Here is a 21,568-nt window from a genome sequence, read left to right as displayed (position 1 = left end):
TATGATAGTTTCTGCGCTTATTTCTGATGCAAAAATACTTACAGAAGTTGCTTTAAAATCGAAAGCTTATTGGGGGTATTCTAGTAAATTGATAGAAGGTTGGAGAGCAGACTTAACTGTTACCCCTGAAACCATAGAAACTTGCAACGTATATAAACTTATGGTTGATGACGTGGCTGTTGGTTTTTATGTATTGAATAATCCTAAAGAAGATCTAGTTAAATTAGAAATGTTGTTTGTTTTACCTCTTTTTATTGGTAAAGGCATCGGAAAAAAGTTGGTAGTACATGCGTTAAAAAAAGCAATAAAGGCTAATGCGACAACAATAGAATTAGTGGCTGACCCAAACGCAATCCCTTTTTATAAATCTCAGGGGTTTCTAGAAAAGGGTAAGATAGGTAGTGCTGTATTGGGACGTTTTTTGTCTTTAATGCAAAAAGATCTGAATTAAAAAAAAACGACTTTTAAAAATGATATTTAAAAGCAACTAAATATTCATTATTAGCACTATTAAAAGTAAGTTCCATGTGCTCTTGTTGATATTCTGTAGTGAATAATAAATTACTTCCCAATCCTATTGCTGCTCCAGCTAGTACATCCAGAATGTCATGTTTATTAGAATCGATTCTACTCGCCGCAGTAAAACCAGCAATTAAATAAGCAGGAATACTATATTTAAAACCATAGCGTCTATGTATAAAACCAGCACTATGAAATGTAGTAGAGGTATGACCTGATGGAAATGAGTTGTTATTACTTAAATCCGGACGTTGTTTATTAACTCCAATTTTTAAACCGTAGGTAACTGCATTAGTAATTAAAAGGCCTTTTGTAAATTGCCAAGTTCCTTTTTTATCACCTATAATAAAAGTAGAGCTTAAAGTAGCCAATGGTAAAGCAAAGAGCGCTATATCTCCTATTTGTTGTGTTGTTCCGGATTTTTCTTTAGCGACACTAGCATCTTGAGCTAAAATTGTTGAACATGTGAAAAATAATACAATAAAAGGCAGTAAAATAAATTTTGTATGTTTTGGGTTCATTACTTTTAAAAATTAAATTTTTAAAAGTAATGAAGAATTCTAAAGAAAATTTAAAGATAAATGGTGTATTAACTTAAGTTAGTATGTATAAAGATCTTTCCTTTACAGAAATGAAAAGTAATTCTTCTTCAATCTTAGCAAGTTCTCCATCTATTTGTGCTTCAAAAATAGGGCCTCTTTTTCTTGTTAATTTTATTTCCCTTTCTTGAAAATATTTTACTTCCTTTAATAAATTGGGTTTTTTAATAAATACACAAAAACCAAAAAAAAGCATCTTTAATTTGCCTATTTTGGGAACAATTATCACGTCTAAAAGTCCGTCTTTTAGAGATGCTTTAGGTGTTAAGCTAAAGTGATACCCCAATTCATTTGAATTAGAAATAAATATTAAAAAAGGATTTAAGACTTCTGAATCGTCATTAATAGTGATGCTAATTTCCGCTCGTTTATCAAATTCACGGAAAGATTTTAAAGAAGATTTTATATAAGAAAGAAGTGTTCTTTTTAATGAAGCTTCATAGTTTTCTATAACATTTGCAGTAAAGCCAAAACCTGTATTACTAAAAAAATAACGATCATTTACACAACCAACATCTATGGATGTTTTCTTATTATTTTTTATGGTGTAAAAAGCTTGCAGTATATTTTTTGGAATACTCAAATTAGAAGCCAAACCGTTACCAGAACCAATGGGTACAATTCCTAAAGGAATAGTTGTTCCTACAAGTGTAGACGCCACTTCGTTTATAGTTCCGTCTCCACCACATGCTACAATAATTGCAGCTTTATCAAGAATAGATTCTTTAGTGAGGTTTATGGCATGTCCTTTAAAATTAGACGTTTTAATGGTAATTTTATAGGTGTCTACTTCAAAATATTGTTGAAGAAATGTTTTAGAAAAACGATGTTTTCCAGAACCTGCAATAGGGTTTACGATAAAATGAATAGCTATCAAACTTGTTACTCTTTTATTTTTAATCCGTTAGTTCTATACAAATCATCTGCAACTTCATAAAAAGAAATAGCTTTGTTTTTAAATTTTTTATCTGTAGGAACGAGTTTTAAACTGTTGTCAGAAGGATTCCAAGAATAGAAATTGGCGTTTTTTTGTTCGTCTAATATCAATACTTTTTTATCTTTTAGATACCCTAATTTTCTATAATTACCAATAAAAGCTCTTTCTTTATTCGGTAGCATAGTTAAAATGTTTTGGCCAAAGAGGTTAGAGGTGTAATCCCAATTAAAGGTAGCAAACAATGTAGGAAATACATCTATTTGTGAGGCAAGTTTGTCTATCTTTTTTGGTTGCTGATTGGGTAAATTAAATATAATTGCAGGTATATGGTAATTTTTCACGTCTAATTCCCAACGTCCGGCACTGCTAGCACAATGATCACTCATAATCACAAAAACAGTATTGTGAAACCAAGGTTTTTGTTTTGCTTTTTTTATGAATTGTGCAATAGCATAGTCTGTATACTTTACAGCTCCATTTCTTCCTGTTCCCGAAGGAATGTCTATTTTACCTGTCGGATACGTATATGGTTTGTGGTTTGATGTTGTCATTACAAAATCGAAAAAAGGTTTGCTAGAATTGTGCGCTTTGTCTGCTTCTTTTATTACTTTATTATAAAGATCCATATCACAAACTCCCCAAGCATTTTCAAAAGTAACTTCGGCATCTTCAATGTTGGTTCTTGTAGTTGAAATGCTTTTGTCTAATAAAAATCCACGACCCCTATCTACAATATTAAACCCATTTCCTCCAAAAAAAGTATTCATGTTATCAAAATATCCATCACCTCCATAGAAGAAATTACGCTCGTATCCTTTTTGTTTAAACACTTCACCAATTGTAAATAGCTCTTGATTTTCTTTTCGTTTTACAATACTTCTTCCCGCTGTTGGCGGAATGGATAAAGTTATAGCCTCCATACCTCTTACAGTTCGTGTTCCCGTAGCAAAGAGGTTTTTAAAAAACAAACTATTATTTGCTAAAGAATCTATAGTTGGTGTAATGTTGTTTGTGTTTCCAAATTCTTTTAAAAAATTAGCACTTAAACTTTCGATACAAATAAAAATTACATTGGGTTTAATGGCTTTTGATATACTATCAGAATTTAAAATTGTTCTATAAATAGCATTTTTATTTGGGTTTATAAATGTATTGTTTGAATCCAGCAGGCTAGCTTTTACCGATTTGTATGCTGCTTCTTTCGGAATAATTTTATAGAATTCATTATAGGGTAATTCGTTGTTTCTAAATGCCGCAAAGAAAGAGTAAATCCCTGCTTTTGCCAATTCATTATTATATCTATTATTAGAGAAGTCAGCTTGTTTGTTTGTAATAAATAAGGTGCTTATTGCTACAATTATAAACCAAGGAATGGTAGCAATTAATTTTGATGTAAAATTAGTTTCACTGGTAAAAACTTTGCCAAAATAGCCTAATTTATAAACCAAAACAATACTAATTAAAACCAATGCTAACATTGCCGAAATAAGAATAGGCAAAGGGTACGATTCATTTATATTTTCAACAACTTCATAAGTATAAATTAAATAATCTACTGCAATAAAATTATAGCGTCTCTGAAATTCTTCCCAGAATGTAAATTCACCAAAAAAAGAAAAGAATAGTATGAGCACCCCTAAAGAGAAACCAAAATAGGTGATAATTTTATCTATTATAGAACCATAAAAATGCTTTGGAAAAAGAAGTAAGTAGATAAGATATGGTATTGTAAAAAATGAAATTGTGGCAACATCAAATAAAAAGCCAATTAGAAAAGTTTTTCCTAATGTAAAACCACTTTTGTCTAGTTCAGAAAAGTTCCAAATTAAGAAACTCAATCTAATAATAAATGATAGTATAAGAAACAAGCTAATGTAAGCTTTTAGCAACGCAAAACGAGAAGGGAAAATTTTGTTCATTCGTAATAGATTCTATATTAAATATGTCAAAATTAATTTATAATTCTAAAGTAATTTTAAAGGAAACCTTAAGGAAATCTAAAGCGTATTGTAGCTGTTTTTTATGATATAATTATTTATTTTCATAATTGATATCGATTTTAATTATAACTATAAAACGAATCATCAATTTTAAAGGAAACCTTAAGACAATTAAGTAGGATTAAAACTTATAAGTATACCCTAAACGAATTACTTGAGTTTCATAATAATTATTACTAGTGTAGCTAAAACCTTTCCCTTCAACTGTTTTTTTAATTACCATGGTGTTTAATAAATCTGTAGCATTAAAAAAGAGTTCTCCTTTTCCTTTCTGAATTGATTTTTTAAGTCCTAGATCTAAAGAGAACATAGATTCCCTTCTACCTTGCGGAATAATATCTGGGGCTAAATAGCTTGCCGTTAATTGTGCGTCTAACTTATTTGAAAAATGAAAGGTGTTGTTTAGTTTTAACGTTCCGGAAGTTATTTTTTGTTGATCCGCAGAAAAAATATTTTCACTTGGATATAAATTTACAACAGAAAAAGCATCTATTTTATTTTGATAGATGTTTCCATTTAAGTTAAATGAATAGCTATCGGAAACCTCTTGCTCATAAACCATTTCTAGACCACTATTAGAACTTTTACCTGCATTTTGAAAAATGGCATAAATTAAAGGATCATTGCCAATAGAACTAGAAATTCTTGTGATGGTTCCGTCTGCAAAACGATGATAAATGGCACTGTATAAACTACCAGAATTCCAACTGGTTTTATAACCGAATTCTAATAAGTTGGTAAACTGCGGACGTAAATTAGGGTTTCCTACTTTAATGATTTCTGCATCATCATATTTTGGAAAAATACGAATATCAACTTCATTGGGTCTGTCTACACGTCGGTTATAGAAAATAGAAATTTTATTGTTTTCATCAATTTTTTTAGCAAATCGAACATTTGGGAACGGCTCAAAATAATCATAACCACCATTTTTGTATGTGTTATGATCTGGGTTTACGTTATAGTTTAAATCTACATATTCTACACGCAAACCTATTTCTGCTTCGTAATTTTCATTCTCAAAAATATAGTTTCCATACACAGCAGGAATCAATTCTTTGTATTCTGCTTCGCCACCTGCTTCAATATCAAGAGGTGTGTTGGTTCCTGGGAAAAACTGCATGTTAATAGGAATATTTCTTTTTCTGAATTTTAAACCTGTTTCCATTTTACCATATTTTAATGGCTTTGCATAGTCGATATTAAAATCATACACTTGCTCATCAGAAAGTAATTTAAATGAGTTTTCACTTACGGGTTCGTTTGGTAAAATATTATCGAAAAAATATTTTTCATCTTCTCTATGAAAGGTATAATTGAAACCAAGCGTTAAATTATGTCCGGCTTCTTTAAATTTATGTACAAAGTTAGCGGTTGCCATTGCAGTAATTTTTACTTCATCTTCTAGAAATTGCCAAAGTCTTAAACGATTGCTTAAGTCTTCATTAAAAAATGGTTGGTCTCCATTGTCAATAATTACTTCAGTACCGTATAAACCAGAAAAAGTGAAACTGTTTTTATCATCTATATTCCAATCTATACCTGATTTTAAGGTTGAAAAATGTGTGTCCCTATTTCGTTTAGATTGTTGCTTAATAATAGTTCCATCATCATACGTACGAGTAACAAACTCGTTTTTATTCAGCGTTTCGGTGTATAAATAATCACCTTGAAAAAAAACATTGATATTGTTTTTTCTGTAATTTAAAGATAACGATGGATTAATTTTTGGAGTTGCCGAATATTGAGGTCTTATACTTGGTAAGTTTTCTTTGCGTTCCCACAAAGCGCCTAAACCTCCCGTAAAACCTACTTTACCATTAAAACCTTGTACTTTGTTTTTTTTGTAAATAATGTTGATAATCCCTCCATTTCCATTGGCATCATATTTAGAAGACGGATTGTTAATCACCTCAATTCTATCAATAGCAGAAGAAGGAATATTGTCTAAACCAGCTTGATTTCCAAAACCAGTAAGCGCAGTTTGTTTGCCATCAATAAGTACAATTACTTTATCATTTCCACGTAATTTTACCTTACCATCTAAAACACTTACACTTGGTAAATTTTGCATGGCTTGTAAAACGGAACCACCACTTTGATTAATGTTATCTTTTAAGGAATAGGTTTTCTTATCCATTTTCGCACTAATTTCATCTTGTTTCGTGTCAATTACAATTTCACTCAAACTGGTAACGTCTGGGGTAAGTTGAATGGTTTTTAAATTGATGAAATTAGATAAGGTTCCTATGTAAATGGCTTCTTTGTAGGTAAGATAACCTATGCTAGAAATTTCTAAAAAGTAGTTTCCAGATGTTACGTTGCTTATGGTAAAAAAACCATTATCGTTTGTTGCGGTTCCAACTATAAAGGCTTTCTGTGTTTTCGATTTCAGAACTACATTTGCGTATGCAATTGCATTATCATTATTATTTTCTTTTACGTTTCCAGAAATAGTAACTTTATTTTGAGAAAACAAGGGTGTAGAAAATGAAAGTACTACAACAAATAATAATATTTTTTTGAGCATTATTTTAAGATTTCCTGCAATAATAAGGCTCAAATCTTAAGTTTTTCTTAAGTTTTGATAACTTAATTATACCAAATGAATTTTGATGTTTATTTGGTACTATTTAAAACGAACAGAGAAAATATGTTGATGCTCTTTAAAAGAATAGGATGGAGTAAATCCATAAAAATCGCAAATCTTTTTTACAATGGCTAAACCCAATCCTGTTGAATGTTTTCTATTGGATTCTTTATAAAAACGTAAAAATATATTTTCAGGATTTACCAGTGCTTTGTCTCCAAAATTAGAAATACTTAAAATAGAACCATTGGTGTAAACTGTAATTTCTTCTTCCTTTTTACTATGTTTTATAGCGTTGGAAATTAAATTGTTTATAAGAATATCTGCCAAGTAAGAATCCATAGAAATGGTTAATTCTTTTTCTATGTTGAGAGAAAGGTGTACTTGTTTTAATTCTTTAAAGTTCTCTATTTTTTCATTGATAAGTTTCGTGAGATTTACAACTTCAAGATTTATAAACTGATGGTTGTCTATTTTGGTAAGTATTGTTATTTTTTTATTCAGTTGTTTTAAACGTTGAATATCTTTTTGAATGGAAGTTACTTGTACAAACTGTTTGTCATTTATGCCATGCTCATTTATGAGATTGTCAATTTTAGCTTGAATAATAGCTAAAGGAGTTTGCATTTCATGCGATACATTTTCAGAGAATTGTTTTAAATTCTCGTAATCTGTTTTTACTTTTTCCGTAAGCAATATAATTTCATTTTTTAATTCAGAAAACTCTAAAACATCGCTATCTATAAGGGCTATTGGTTCTTTAGAAGTTAGAGAAAAATGTTTCATTTGCTCTAAGTTTTTAAAAAAAGGATGCCATAATTTTAGATTTCTTTTTCTATTAAAATAAAAAAGAAACATAAAGGTTGCAACCAATATCAGGATATTAGAAATAACGATTGCCACCAAAAAACTTTCGGACTCTACCACCAAATTCCGCACCGTTATTTTATAGTTTTTTCCATTAATTTTTTTGAAAGTAGATAACTCTCTAAATAGTTCCATTTCATCTTGTGAAGGGTCGTAAATTAAGGTGTCTTTTAATACTTTACTTTTTAAGTGGTCTGTTATAATTACTTCGGTAACTGGAGGAAGTGATAAGCTGGTACTTCCATTTTTTAAAGCATTAATCACTCGTGCTTCGGTGGAATAAAGTTCTTCTTCTATTTCACTTTTTAAAAGATTTTTTGTGTAAAAATATAAGATTACAGCGCTTAAAAAAGCCAAAATAAACCCAGTTAAAAGGAATGTTTTAGATGTCTTTTTTAGAAGCGTTACTTTTTTTGACATGTGTTTAATCCTCTATAAATTTATAACCGCTTCCGTAAGCAGTCTTAATATATTTAGCGCCTTCTATTGTTAGTTTTTTACGTAAATTATTGATATGAACATAAATAAAATCAAAATTATCTAGTAAATCACTATTATCTCCCCAAAGATGTTCCGCTATAATTTCTTTGGATAAAACACGTCCTTTATTAGAAATGAAAAAGACTAATAAATCGTATTCTTTGCGGGTTAACGATATTGGTTTTCCTTCAATATGAGTGGTTCTGGCGTTGGTGTTAATTTGTATTTCATGAAACGTTATAATTTCATCGCCGCCATATTTACCTCTTCTAAGTACTGCGTTAATTCTGGCGTTAAGCTCTGCTAAATGAAACGGTTTTGTAATATAATCATCTGCTCCTAAATCTAAACCTTCTAATTTGTCTGATAATGAGTTGTTGGCAGAAATGATAATTACACCCGCCTTTTTCTTATTTTGTTTCAATGATTTTAGTACTTCTAAACCGCTGCCCGAAACCAAATTAATGTCTAAAATAATAATATCATAATCATATATGGCGGTTTTTTCGGAAGCTTCATAAAAATCTGATGCTACTTCACAAATATTTCCATCGCGTTGCAAGTAAGTTACGATAGATTGTTGTAAATCTAGTTCATCTTCAGCTATTAGATATTTCATGCCTATAAATTTAAAACAATAAAATTAGTATTCGATTCTAAATTTAATCTAAAGAGAAGGTTTTTTAATTTATGTTAAGAGAAAGGTAAGAGTTCTATTGTTTCTTATGGTTGTTTCCTTGTAAAGAAAAAAGATTTAAAACAATAGAAATGATTAAAAGCAACCACGGACTTCCGTGTAGCAAAACATCAAACCAATCTTGAGGTTGCATGGCGTGTTCCCCAGAAAAAGCTCCTCCACCTAAAATCCATTGAAGTTTACCCAAAATATGTGGCGGATTAAAAGGCGCAAGCCCTAATGTTAAACTTGCCATTAAAAAGAGTTTCCAGTTATCTTTAAGTTGTTTTATCATTTTTCCTTAATTTAAAATTTTTGTAAATTGAAAATATAAAAATTATAGCTGATTGAAGGGTTGTATACGTTAGAATTCTAAAGTAGAAACCAAAATTATAGTTGTTATTTGTAAAATACATCAAAGTAATATAAATAATGATTATTGATATATTTAGTAAAATAAAAGTTGCTAAATTTTTCCATTTGAATAAGAGTATTAAACTAAGAACACTTGTTGTTATTAGAATTAAAACTAAAGAAAGAATCAAAATCATAATAAAATTAATTTATGAGCAAACTAGCTAAAAGTCCTTCCCTTCGGGAAGGATTTAGGATGGGCTTATATAAACCAGTTCCAAACCAATCCAAAACGAATGGTAAAATCTCTATATGGATAATTAGGTGCAGAGTAATAGTTTTTTTCTGTAAAGCTAGAAGTTACATTCTCTATTTTTAAAAACAAACGCGTTCTTCGTACTTGTGCGTTAAAGAAAACATCTATAGAAGGAAAGCCAATTTCTTGGTCATTTTGCAAGGTGAATTCTGCCAATAACGGATTATAAGCATTCATTTTATACTTTGTAAAGTAGTTAAAAGTTGCTCCCATATTTACCAACATTGGTTTTCCTTTAAACCAGTAATCTTGGTAATAGAATGTGTTTCTGGTAACCAATTCTGGTACTCTAAAAACAGAACTTCCGCTACTTACGTTTTGGTACATTATGGTATTGTCTAAAGCAAACTTTTTATAGCGAAACTCTCTACTAACTTTTACTTTTAAATAGGTAATTTGGTTATTAAATTGTTGCGGTTTGTTATCGGCATCAAAATACGTGTAATTATCTATGTTGGTAAAATTAACCGAAGCATTTAACCATTTAGAACTTAAATCGAACCCTAAATCTCTGGTGTTTACAGAGCTAAAGTCGTTATACCAGTTATAAGCATCGTATTTACTTTGGTGTAGTAAGGTGTTAAAATTTGGCGACTTAGAACTAATTAACAAGCTTCCTTTTATTGCAAAAACGCTATCCTTTTTATACAAAGCCTCTCCTTGTAAAAAGTTACCAGACAATCTACCACTTCCTGGAGATAAATTACCCGTAGCATTTAAATGAAAGTTTTTAATCTTAGCATTCCAATCTGCACCAACAGAGATGGCACTACCTTCTAATTTTATTTTAGAAATGTTACTATTTGAGTTTAAAATAGAGTCATATCCGTAAGAATAATTTATAATATTTACTTTCGCTTTAAATTTACCCAGTACGTATTTAGAATTAAATTCTAAGTTTAACTCATTATTAGTAATGGTATTTTTAGCTTGGTTATTGCTTGCTCCAGAATCATTAGAATCACCAAAAAACTCTGTAGTTATTGTAGGTTGCGTAAAACTATATTCTTTGGTTTCTGTCGTAAAAACATGTCCAACTTTTAAGTTGCTAAAATCTTTTTTATGGACGCTGTCTTTATTTGATATCAGTTTATAACTATGCTCTAAATAAAGCCTTCTACCTTCAAAATTATTTTCTGCATCATCTAAATTTACATCTAAATAAGACCTTGTAGTATAGTCTGGATCATTACTTTCAAACTTCTCAATTTCCGCTTGTGGCAATCCACCACTTTCTTCGTTAAAGAAATCTTGAGATGTTAAGTGACCACGAATTTCATATTGGTTTTCTTTAGTTCTGTAATGAAAAGCACCTCTAAAATTACCATGACTTGCTAAAGATCTTCTGTAAGCACCTAAAGAACGAATCCCTTTATAAGAAAGAGATACGTTTAATCTCGGAGAAAAGTTTGCCGTAAAAATAGCGTCTAGAATTTGCCCTTGTTGCAAACCAGTTCTGTATGTAATTTCTGTTGTTGGTGTAGGAACCTCGTAATATTTTATTTCATCAACATCTAAATAACTAAACTGTTTTGCGGTAAAACCAATATCTGGTAATAATTTTAGATTATTAAAATCATACCCTAAATTGGTGAAAGTTTGTCCTTGATTATGAAAAGCCAATAACTCAAAGTTATCAGTTCTTAAATAATTAAACTTATAGTCTTTTTGTATCGATAAAGTAGTATCTATATAGGTAGTATCTCTATCGTGAGAAAATATTTTGTAGTCCGTATACTTTGTTTTACCAGATAACTTTACCTTAATTTCTCCCGTATTTCTAAGGGTGTCATTTTGTGTGGTATTATAACCGTTTTCTTGAACTGGGTTAAAAGTTCTTTGAGAAAACAAGGTGTTTGTTATAAAGAGAACAAAAATTGATAAGAAAAATAACGATTTATTCATAGACTGTTTGTGCAATGGCAAATGTAAAATAATTAAACGAAAATAATTGTTAATAATTATTATGAAATCTGTTAATTAAGGCATGTTTCTTCAAATGTATTTAAACTTTTCTTTTCTTTGCAAAATGTTAGCATCAAATTATAGTGGTTTTTCTTTAGAAGCCGGCACAGATGAAGCCGGTAGAGGTTGCCTATGTGGGCCTGTTGTGGCAGCTGCGGTAATTTTACCAAAAGATTTTACACATCCTTTTTTAAACGACTCTAAGCAATTGTCCGAAAAAAAGAGGGATCAATTGCGTCCGTTTATAGAAGAAAATGCCATTGCTTTTGGAGTTTCTTTTGTTTGGCAAGAAGAAGTAGATCAAATAAATGTGTTGCAAGCCTCTATTACAGGCATGCATCGTTCTATCGAAATGCTTAAAATTCAGCCAGAATTTATTATTGTAGACGGAAATAAATTTAGAGATTACAAAGATATTCCGCATGAAACTATTGTAAAAGGTGATGCTAAATATCTAAGTATTGCCGCCGCTTCTGTATTGGCAAAAACCTATAGAGATGAGTATATGGCAAAGATTCATCAAGAATTCCCAATGTATAATTGGGCAAAAAATAAAGGATATCCAACTAAAGAACACAGAAACGGAATTAGAGAATTTGGCGCAACAAAGTACCACAGAAAAACGTTTAAGTTGTTGCCAGAACAGACAAAATTAAAGTTATAAATTGTTTTTTAGAAGCTATTTCCTGGTTTCACTACTCGCTTTTTTACTTCTGTTCTCGATACAAATTTGCTCATTCTTCACAAATTCACTCGAACTGACAGTAAAAAAGAGCTCAAAAAAATAGCCTGTCTTGAGCGCAGACGAAAGGTTCAATCAGGGCTAAGCCATTTTGCTAACTTTTAGAAAATCTCATACAATTATTTCCTTTTTATTTAAAAACTTCAACTATTTTTACGCTCCAAAAATTTAAGTAATGATTAGAAAAACCAAAGCAGAAATTACCAAATGTATTTTACATAAAGTAGCCAATAAATTTAATAGCGGACAAAATGTTTTTTCTGAAGACTTAATTCGTTTCGATCAAGAAAGTTACGATTTAATGAAAGGTTTTTTATTAAAGCCATTCGGAAATTTAACTCAAAGTTACCGTTTTACAAAACATGAAGACGTACGTTTAAACGAGGTAAATAAATTTGCTTCAGAGGTTTTTACAGACGAAGAAAGTTTTGTAGAATACTCTAAAAGCATTGTAAACCATTTATTTGAACAATCTAATTCAGCACAAATAAAAACTGGTGATGTTTTGGTGGTTTATATAGAAGGTATCGAGTATAAAGATGTTTTAACAGAAGCAATTGGAGTTTTTAAAATAGAAAATAAAGTAGATTTCTTTCAGACTTATTTAGACGATAACGAAAGTTTTGATATTGTTGTACAAAAAGGAATTTCTACAAAAAGAATAGATAAAGGATGTTTGGTTTTAAACACCTCAGATGAAGAAGGTACCGTTGTATTGTCTGTAGATAATAATAATTACGATGCACAATATTGGGTTAAGAACTTCTTATCTGTAAAACTAGCAGACGATTATAATTCACATACACAAAACTATTTAGAAATGTGTAAAGAATTTTCTGAAGAAGTAATTCAGCCAGAATTAGGCATGCACGAAAAAGGAAACTTCTTAGCAAGTACAGTAGATTATTTTAAAGAAAATGAAGCTGTAGATTACGCTACTTTTAAAGATGAGGTTTTTGATGATGAGAAACATAAAGAAAAATTTGACGAGTATAAAAATCACTTCGAGAAGTTAAACGATGTGTTAATCAGAAATAATTTTGATGTTTCTGGAGTTGTTTTAAAGAAGGAAAAAAACAAACTAAAAACAGAAATTAAGTTAGATACCAACATCAACATAAAACTAGATGTAGATGCACCAGAAGCGGCATCAGAATATTTAGAAAGAGGATATGATGAAGAAAAGAAAATGAAATACTATAAAGTGTATTTTAACGAAGAGAAATAGATTTAAGAATTTAGAAACAAGATTCTAGAAACAAATAGACACAGACTTCAGTCTGTGTTTTTTTGTTTTAGAAAGCGATAAAGGCTTTAGCCAAATTCTAAGATTCAATAAATGCTTCCACTTCAAAAAGCACTTTAAAATGCTTTAAAATTTTAGCTTTTACTTCCTCTACATCTACTTTTCTATTGAGTTCTGCTTCCATAGAAGTGACCGCTTTTCCTTTAATTCCACAAGGAATAATATTATCAAAATAACCAAGGTTTACGTTTGCATTCAAAGCAAAACCATGCATGGTAACCCAACGAGAAGAACGAATTCCCATAGCGCAAATCTTACGAGCAAATGGTGTTCCAACATCTAACCAAACACCTGTTTCACCAACGCTTCTTTCTGCTTTTATACCATATTCTGCAATGGTTAAAATAATAGCTTCTTCTAAAAAGCGTAAGTATTTATGTATGTCTGTAAAGAAGTTTTCTAAATCTAGAATTGGGTATCCAACAATTTGACCAGGACCATGATAGGTAATATCTCCACCACGATTTATTTTATAAAAAGTAGCCCCTTTTTCTGCCAACTGCTTTTCATTTAGTAATAAGTTACTCATATGTCCACTTTTACCTAAGGTGTAAACGTGCGGATGCTCTACAAATAAAAAGTAATTTTTGGTAGGGTTTTTGTTTTCACTTTTACGATTATCAATCTTAACATCTACAATTTCTTGTAATAATTCAGTTTGGTAATCCCAAGTTTCTTTGTAATCTTTTACGGATAAGTCCTTTAATAGTATGTTTCTATTCATAATGTCGACTACAAAGATAATTATTTCATTATATTTGATAACAATTTTATATAAATTACTGCTTTATGAATACAAGATTTTCTGTATTATTTATTTTTATAATATCTTTTTCTTCTATAGGTGTTGTAAATGCTCAGAATTTTTTAAAAAAGATTGATAAAAATAGTTATACAATTAAGGAAGACAAAGTTTATCAAAAGAAAAATTTTCCTAAAGCATATGATCTAGTCTCAATAGATGTAAATAGCTTTAATACAGTATTAAAATCAAAATCTAAAAGGGCACAAAAAACAATACAACTGCCAAATGCTAAAGGAGGCTTCTCTAATTTTTTAATTAAAGAAGATTCAAATTTTGAAACGAAGTTATCAGAAAAATTTTCAATGATTAAGTCGTATTCTGCTCAGGGGATAGAAGATCCTACGGCAGTAGCAAAAATTAGTGTTGGTACAGATGGTTTTCATGCGGTAGTGTATTCTGGTGTAGAAAAAACAGTATATATAGATCCTTATTCTAAAGATAATAAATCTTTAATAGTTTACAAAAGAAGTGATTTAGAACCAGATAAAGATGGTTTTACGTGTCATGTAGAAGAGGTTTCAAGAAGAGTTATTACGCAAGTAAATGCTTCTAAAAATGCTAATGACGGAAAATTAAGAACTTTTAGGTTAGCTTTAGTCTGTAGTGGAGAATACGCTCAATTTCATTTAACCAATCAAAATATATCAACTGCAGCAACAGATGAAGTAAAAAAAGCAGCAGTGTTATCTGCAATGAATACGACCATGACAAGAGTAAATGGTGTTTATGAAAGAGATTTATCTGTAAAGATGGTTATTGTTGGAGATAATGATAAAGTGATTTTTTTAGATGCGGCTACAGATAATATTACCGATGGAGATCCTGATACAATGCTTAACGAAGTACAAACAATCTGTGACGCAGAAATTGGAAATGCCAATTATGATATAGGACATGTTTTTAGTATTGGAGGAGATGGTTTAGCAGGTGGGGGCATAGTTTGTATAACGGGAAGTAAAGCACGCGGTGTAACAGGAAGAAGTCAGCCTATTGGAGATGCTTATGATATAGATTATGTGGCACATGAAATGGGACATCAATTTGGCGCAAATCATACACAGAATAATGATGATTGTAATAGAAATAACGGAACAGCAGTAGAACCAGGAAGTGCTTCTACTATAATGGGGTATGCCGGTATTTGTTCGCCAAATGTACAATCTAAAAGTGATGATTATTTTCACGCAGTTAGCATTGCGGAAATGTGGAGTACCATTCAATCTTCTGCAAGTTGTGCTGTGTTAACAGATGCAAATAATTCAGCTCCCACTGCAAATGCAGGGTTAGATTATAGTATTCCAAAATCTACACCTTTTTTATTAAAAGGAATTGGGACGGATGCAGACGGAACCGCTAGTTTAACCTATAATTGGGAGCAAACAGATAATGAGGTAGCAACAATGCCTCCTGTTGCAACAAATTCAGGAGGGCCAATGTTTAGATCTTTACCTTCTGCAACGAGTTCAGAAAGATACATGCCAGAATTAGCAACTGTGGTTGCAGGTAGTATTGCTTCAACTTGGGAAGTGTTGCCTTCTGTAGCAAGAGATTTAAATTTTTCTTTTCTAGTAAGAGATAATCATGCGGGTGGGGGAAGTACCGCAAGAGATAATATGAAAGTGACCGTAGAAGACGCAGATGCTTTTACCGTTTTAACACCAAGTACTCCGGTTACTTGGTATGGTGGTTCAACTCAAGCAATAACTTGGAATAAAGGAACCACGGATGTTACTCCTATTAATTGCCAAAATGTAACGATTAAATTGTCTATAGATGGCGGATTAACTTTTCCTATTATTTTAAAAGAAAACACACCAAATGATGGTACTGAAGATGTTGAAATTCCAGAGAATCCAACAACGTCTGCAAGAATTATGGTGGAAGCGGCAGATAATATTTTTTATAATGTAAATGCAACAAACTTTACAATAAACTCATCAACGCCAACTTTTGAAATGACGAACACAAGTGGAACACAGTTTGCTTGTAATACAGGAAATCAATCTGTAAGTTATCTTTTAAATTTTGATTTTGTAAACGGATTTTCGGAGGCGGTGTCTTTTACTGCAACGGGGCAACCAGCAGGAGCTATAGTGTCTTTTAATCCAACTACTATAAGTGGCGATGGCAATGTTACAGTGAACATAACGGGTTTAAATGGTGTAACTCCGCAAGCTTATACCATAAATGTAATAGGGAATTCTTCGAGTATAAATAACAATATAGATCTAGGACTAAATATAACAACTGTTAGTTTTGGCGCTTTAACCTTAACATCTCCAGCTAATAATACAGATGAAATAGATTTAAGTACAACCTTAAATTGGGTTGCAGATTCAAACGCCAGTAATTACGATGTGCAAGTGGCTGCTGACAGTGGTTTTACGAATATAATAACCAGTGAAAACGTAACTTTAAATGAGTATTCTTTATCAGGACTAGCTGTAAATACTTCTTATTATTGGAGGGTAAAAGCTAAAAATAGTTGTGGAGAAGGAAGTTTTTCGAATGTATTTCAATTTAAAACCTTAACACCTACGTATTGTGCTTCTAACTTTACAGACGATGTTAAAGGGACAGAATTTATTACGAATGTAACATTTAATACCATTAATAATGATTCTGGAAATGCAGCTGTTAATGGATATGAAGATTTTAAAACGATTGAAACCACTGTTAAAAGAGGAGATGAACATCAAGTATCTGTAACTTTAGATACAGGAGGATATCAAGATCATGTGTATGTATTTGTAGATTGGAATCAAGATTTTGTTTTTGATAAAACTTCGGAAAGATATGATTTGGGGACTGAGTTAGCAGATATTGGAACTAAAACTTTTATGATTACAGTTCCTACTGATGCCAAATTTGGAAGCACAACAATGAGAGTTGTTATAGAATATGATGATTCTACAGGAGGTTATGGAGATGGAGCCTGTGATTCTGATCATTTAACGGAATGGGGCGAAACCGAAGATTATACTGTAGTTGTAGATAATACGGCTTCTATTGATAAGGTTGCTTTTGAAGGTTTTAATTTATATCCAAACCCAACAAAAGGAGAATTTACACTGAATCTTCAGTTAGTGAATACAGATAAAGTATCTGTACAATTATTTGATGTTAGAGGAAGATTGATTGATGAAAAAAAATATTATAATACTGTAACCAATTTTTCTAAAAGAGTGTTTTTTGAAAAAGCTGCTTCAGGCTTGTATTTGTTAAAAGTTACTAATGGATATAAACAAACAACAAGAAAGTTGATTATAAAATAGATATTAATAACCGGTTGAGTTTTCGTTTGGATGAGATTTCTCAATCGTTTAAAAAAGCTCATTTCGAAAAGACAATACAGTATGTCAGTTCGAGTTAAATTTCTCTTTCAGAAATTTTGTATCGAGAACTAATTTAGAAGCTAAAATTCATATTCTTAATAAAAATTTCAATATTAAAACCTTCTAGATAGTTGAAATTTCAATAAAATATACAATACACTAGGTAAAAACAGTGCTATAACCACATCTTTAAAAGTGATGTTTTTTTTTATGGTTAACTACCAAAAAAGAAAGTGTGTAAAAATCTACCCGGAGTTAAAGTAAATCCGCCAGCAATAACGATGGCTCCAAAATAAAGGAATATCATTTTTAGGTTGTGTTTTTTAATTTGTCCTTTTTTTACGGCAATTATAGCCGTTGGTACACTATAGATTGTTAGAAAACTGAATAAATGAATATACCCAAAGTGATTCAATAATTGTGGACCTACGTAAGCGGGCATAAATAATGTAATGATTGCGGTAATCATCATTAAAGACATGTAGATTTTTCCTAGTAACTTATGAAACGGAGTTCCTTTTCTTAAAGCTAATAGATAAGCACCCATAAAAATACAAGGAATAACTGTTATTAAATGCGAGTACATTAGGTATTTGTATTCCATAGTTTATTATTTTATTTCTCTAAAATAAGAGAAATAAAAAGCCCCATCAAATTTGATGGGGCTTTTTTTATAAAATGATATTTTTGACTATCCTAAGAAAGGATATTTATAATCTGTAGGTGTTACAAAAGTTTCTTTGATCAATCTAACAGACGTCCAACGTAATAAGTTTTGTGCAGAACCCGCTTTATCATTTGTTCCAGAAGCTCTTGCTCCTCCAAATGGTTGCTGACCAACAACAGCTCCAGATGGCTTGTCGTTAATATAAAAGTTTCCTGCAGCATTTTCTAATGCTTTAGAAGCTTTTTCTACAATGTATCTATCTGTAGAAAAGATTGCTCCTGTTAATCCGTATTCTGTAGATTCATCAACTAATTTTAATGAAGCTTCCCACTCAGCATCTTCATATACATAAACCGTCATAACTGGGCCAAATAACTCAGTTACCATCGTTGCGTATTTTGGAGATTGACTAACAATTACCGTTGGCTCTATAAAGTAACCAACAGATTTATCATGATTTCCACCAATAATTATTTCTGCATCTTTATCTGTTTTTGCAGCATCTATATAACCTGCAATTTTATCAAAAGAACCTTCGTGAATAACTGCATTTACAAAGTTAGAAGTATCTTCTGGAGATCCCATTTTTAACTCGCTAGCTTGTGCAATTAAGTGTTTCTTAACTTCTGGCCAAAGAGACGCAGGAATGTAAGAACGTGAAGCAGCAGAACATTTTTGACCTTGGTACTCAAAAGCACCTCTTGTCATTGCGGTTGCAATTTGTAAAGGATTTGCTGAATTGTGTGCCCAGATAAAATCTTTTCCACCTGTTTCTCCTACAATTCTTGGATATGTTTTGTAAGTATGAATATTGTTACCAATTTGTTTCCATAATTCTTTAAAAACATGAGTAGAACCTGTAAAGTGTAATCCAGAGAAATCTGGAGAACTTAAAACGGTATCAGAAATCATAACAGGATCTCCGTAAACTACGTTTATAACACCATCTGGCAAACCAGCTTCTTTAAATAAATCTACAATTACTTGTGCAGAATATGCTTGGTGATCAGAAGGTTTCCAAACAACAACATTTCCCATTAAAGCAGCAGATGCAGGTAAGTTTGCAGCAATAGAAGTAAAGTTAAAAGGAGAAATTGCATATACAAATCCTTCTAAAGGTCTGTACTCAACTCGGTTCCATACTCCTGGAGATGATGCTGGCTGATCTTTAAAAATATCAGTCATATATTCTACATTAAAACGGAAGAAATCAATCATTTCGCAAGCAGCATCAATTTCTGCTTGAAATACGTTTTTAGATTGTGCAATCATTGTTGCCGCATTCATTCTTGCTCTATAAGGACCCGCTAATAATTCTGCAGCCTTTAAGAAAATAGCAGCTCTTTCCATCCAACTTACATTAGACCAAGCTTCTCTAGCAGCCAAAGCTGTAGAAATAGCGGCGTCTACATGTGTTTTATCTGCTGTATGATATTGCCCAACTACATGTTTATGATCATGAGGAGGTGTAATATTTTTGGTGTTTCCGGTTCTAACTTCTTCACCATTAATGTGCATTGGCACATCAATATTGCTGTTAAACATTGTTTTATAAGTAGCTAATAATTCCGCTCTTTCTGGAGAGCCCGGAGCATACCCTTTTACAGGTTCATTTACTGCTTTTGGAACATTAAAAAATCCTCTTGCCATTTTGTATGTTTTTTAAATTTTAATCGACTAATTTTGAGTTTCAAAGTTACAATTTTTGTTTCAATAATTTTAGTCAGATTTTAATGTCTTTTGTTAAGGAATATATAAAGATATCGTCTAAACGTAAAGTTTATCATAAATAATTAAAAGATATATGTGTACAGTAACCTATCTGCCCTTAGAAGGTGATAATTTTATTCTTACATCTAATAGAGATGAGGCTCCTTTAAGAAATACAATTTCACCAAAAAGATATATAGAAAATGGGGTTGAGTTAACCTATCCTAAAGATGAATTAGCTGGTGGAACTTGGATTGGTTTAAGTGATAAAAAACGATTGGTTTGCCTTTTAAATGGTGGTTTTGAAATACATATAAGAAAGAGTTTTTATAAAATGAGTAGAGGGGTTATTGTAAAAAATATTTTAACAGCTACTGATGGCGTTTCTTTTATTAATAATTATGATTTTAGCGACATTGAACCTTTTACTTTAATTTTAGTTGATTGGCAAAATCAATTAGAAATCTATGAGTTGGTTTGGGATGGTACTACAAAACATTTTAATAAATTACCACAAGAACCTAAAATTTGGTCTTCCTCTACCTTGTATACAAAAGAAATGAAAGAGATGAGAGAAGAATGGTTTGCGAATTGGTTATTAGAAAATGATGAATTTCATCAAGAAAATATATTAGAATTTCATCAAAATGAAAACTTAGGGACTTTGGGTACTTCTCCTAAAATGAAACGTAAATCAGTGGAAACGGTTAGTATTACTTCGGTGGTTAAAGTAAATTTAGAAGTTAAAATGCACTATTTAGATTTTGTAAATACATCTAAAATAATGCAAAAGCAATAAATGAAATAAAAACAACACCAAGCGAAGTGAAAATCATAAACAAAACATTTGCCAATAGGTATTTAAAAAAAGTTTTAATAAAACCTTGTTCATAGAAATTCTTCATTGCTAGAAATAAATATAATAAGAAAACTAATAAAAATAAACCTGCGTAACTGTCTGTTTCTATAAAGAAATTTAGAATATAAAAAATTGAAAGCAATAGAAAAAAGACAGTTTGAGTATGGAAAACAAATATTAGATGTTCTACGTACGTAAACTTTCTTCGGATGTAAATAAACCTTAAAAAGAGTGTAAATAAAGGTAATAATATAAATAGTGCAACGGTAGAGTAAGAAAGTAGCTGTTTTCTTAATTTTTTAGAAACAGCGCTATCTGTTAAAATATTGTTGAGTAATTTAGATCTTGAATACCAAAATTTGTTTGAAAAACTTTTATTTATTTTTAAACTGTCTAAAGCGTCGTCCACATAAATTTCAGGATGTTTTTTCTGAAAATTTAGCATTTTGATAATCTTTATTTCTTTGCCAGCAACTTTAAGAAATGGCTTTTTAAAAATAGTATCTTTAAGAGCTGTTCTTAAAGAATCTATTTCTTTTAAGTTTAGAATAGAATCCTTTTTATGGTCTTTTTTAAAATTAAGATTAATGCCAGGGAATAAATTATTACTCGATTTTTTTCCATTTCTAAAATTGTTGAAATCATTATAACTATCCGTAAGCCCCACAATTAAAAAGAAGAGGACAGAAACGGTTAGGTAAAATTGAAAAGGACTTGAATAGCGTTGCCTTTTACCAGCAATGTAATTTTTAGATACTTCTCCTGGTTTTGTTAAAAGTGGAATTAAGGTTTTCCAAAACTTTGCATCAAAATTAAATAAGCCACTAAACAGTTCATGAAT

The 21,568-nt window shown here is 30.9% G+C and carries 17 protein-coding genes and 1 pseudogene; 5 read left to right on the top strand and 13 right to left on the bottom strand.

Annotated features, from left to right (window positions below):
• Nucleotide 1 precedes the first annotated feature (1 nt).
• Nucleotides 2-451 carry a GNAT family N-acetyltransferase gene (locus tag JOP69_RS09535; RefSeq protein WP_203394881.1) on the top strand — a complete coding sequence of 150 codons (450 nt, stop codon included), beginning with the start codon at nt 2-4 and terminating at the stop codon, nt 449-451.
• Between the two features lie 13 nt (nt 452-464).
• On the opposite strand, the gene JOP69_RS09530 is transcribed toward JOP69_RS09535, so the two are convergent.
• The 8 genes from JOP69_RS09530 to JOP69_RS09495 form a co-directional block, all read right to left on the bottom strand.
• Entirely contained in the window at nt 465-1,040 is a 576-nt protein-coding gene (locus tag JOP69_RS09530; protein WP_203394880.1) for a phosphatase PAP2 family protein, read from the bottom strand.
• Nucleotides 1,041-1,113: 73 nt separating this feature from the next.
• Entirely contained in the window at nt 1,114-1,995 is an 882-nt protein-coding gene (locus JOP69_RS09525; RefSeq protein WP_203394879.1) for a diacylglycerol kinase family protein, read from the bottom strand.
• 5 nt (nt 1,996-2,000) lie between these two features.
• On the bottom strand, nt 2,001-3,974 hold the full coding sequence (locus JOP69_RS09520; RefSeq protein ID WP_203394878.1) for an LTA synthase family protein: 1,974 nt from the start codon (nt 3,972-3,974) through the stop codon (nt 2,001-2,003).
• Nucleotides 3,975-4,176: 202 nt separating this feature from the next.
• Entirely contained in the window at nt 4,177-6,585 is a 2,409-nt protein-coding gene (locus JOP69_RS09515) for an outer membrane beta-barrel family protein (protein WP_203394877.1), read from the bottom strand.
• 99 nt (nt 6,586-6,684) lie between these two features.
• Entirely contained in the window at nt 6,685-7,932 is a 1,248-nt protein-coding gene (locus tag JOP69_RS09510; protein ID WP_203394876.1) for a HAMP domain-containing sensor histidine kinase, read from the bottom strand.
• 4 nt (nt 7,933-7,936) lie between these two features.
• On the bottom strand, nt 7,937-8,611 hold the full coding sequence (locus tag JOP69_RS09505; RefSeq protein WP_203394875.1) for a response regulator transcription factor: 675 nt from the start codon (nt 8,609-8,611) through the stop codon (nt 7,937-7,939).
• A 94-nt stretch (nt 8,612-8,705) separates the two neighbouring features.
• Entirely contained in the window at nt 8,706-8,963 is a 258-nt protein-coding gene (locus JOP69_RS09500) for a hypothetical protein (RefSeq protein WP_203394874.1), read from the bottom strand.
• Nucleotides 8,964-9,284: 321 nt separating this feature from the next.
• Nucleotides 9,285-11,243 (bottom strand): putative porin, encoded by a 1,959-nt coding sequence (locus tag JOP69_RS09495; protein ID WP_203394873.1) that lies wholly within the window; start codon nt 11,241-11,243, stop codon nt 9,285-9,287.
• 124 nt (nt 11,244-11,367) lie between these two features.
• Here JOP69_RS09495 and JOP69_RS09490 point away from each other — a divergent pair, with 124 nt between their 5' ends.
• Both JOP69_RS09490 and JOP69_RS09485 read left to right on the top strand, forming a co-directional pair.
• Nucleotides 11,368-11,967: a ribonuclease HII gene (locus tag JOP69_RS09490; RefSeq protein ID WP_203394872.1), complete on the top strand. Its 600-nt coding sequence runs from the start codon at nt 11,368-11,370 to the stop codon at nt 11,965-11,967.
• Between the two features lie 253 nt (nt 11,968-12,220).
• Nucleotides 12,221-13,273 carry a nucleoid-associated protein gene (locus JOP69_RS09485; RefSeq protein ID WP_203394871.1) on the top strand — a complete coding sequence of 351 codons (1,053 nt, stop codon included), beginning with the start codon at nt 12,221-12,223 and terminating at the stop codon, nt 13,271-13,273.
• A gap of 97 nt (nt 13,274-13,370) precedes the next feature.
• On the opposite strand, the gene lipB is transcribed toward JOP69_RS09485, so the two are convergent.
• Nucleotides 13,371-14,075, bottom strand: a complete 705-nt coding sequence (lipB, locus tag JOP69_RS09480; RefSeq protein ID WP_203394870.1) for a lipoyl(octanoyl) transferase LipB — start codon at nt 14,073-14,075, stop codon at nt 13,371-13,373.
• A 65-nt stretch (nt 14,076-14,140) separates the two neighbouring features.
• Here lipB and JOP69_RS09475 point away from each other — a divergent pair, with 65 nt between their 5' ends.
• Complete coding sequence (locus tag JOP69_RS09475) at nt 14,141-17,431, top strand: zinc-dependent metalloprotease family protein (RefSeq protein WP_203394869.1); 3,291 nt, start codon at nt 14,141-14,143, stop codon at nt 17,429-17,431.
• Nucleotides 17,432-17,705: 274 nt separating this feature from the next.
• Here JOP69_RS09475 and JOP69_RS09470 read toward each other — a convergent pair whose 3' ends face one another.
• Nucleotides 17,706-18,095 carry a DUF2306 domain-containing protein gene (locus JOP69_RS09470; RefSeq protein ID WP_203394868.1) on the bottom strand — a complete coding sequence of 130 codons (390 nt, stop codon included), beginning with the start codon at nt 18,093-18,095 and terminating at the stop codon, nt 17,706-17,708.
• A gap of 87 nt (nt 18,096-18,182) precedes the next feature.
• Nucleotides 18,183-19,808, bottom strand: coding sequence for an L-glutamate gamma-semialdehyde dehydrogenase (gene pruA, locus JOP69_RS09465; protein WP_203394867.1), 1,626 nt, complete (start codon nt 19,806-19,808; stop codon nt 18,183-18,185).
• Nucleotides 19,809-19,962: 154 nt separating this feature from the next.
• Between pruA and JOP69_RS09460 the strand changes: the two genes are divergently transcribed.
• Nucleotides 19,963-20,667: an NRDE family protein gene (locus tag JOP69_RS09460; protein ID WP_203394866.1), complete on the top strand. Its 705-nt coding sequence runs from the start codon at nt 19,963-19,965 to the stop codon at nt 20,665-20,667.
• Here the strand turns inward: JOP69_RS09460 and JOP69_RS09455 are convergent.
• Entirely contained in the window at nt 20,645-21,394 is a 750-nt protein-coding gene (locus tag JOP69_RS09455) for a hypothetical protein (protein WP_252191093.1), read from the bottom strand. The genes JOP69_RS09460 and JOP69_RS09455 overlap by 23 nt on opposite strands.
• 18 nt (nt 21,395-21,412) lie before the next feature.
• Nucleotides 21,413-21,559, bottom strand: a pseudogene (locus JOP69_RS18820) (DUF3667 domain-containing protein); the annotation flags it as partial.
• Between the last annotated feature and the right edge of the window lie 9 nt (nt 21,560-21,568).

The organism is Polaribacter sp. Q13 (genome assembly GCF_016858305.2).
GTDB lineage: Bacteria > Bacteroidota > Bacteroidia > Flavobacteriales > Flavobacteriaceae > Polaribacter.
This window is presented reverse-complemented; position numbering and strand designations above follow the sequence as displayed.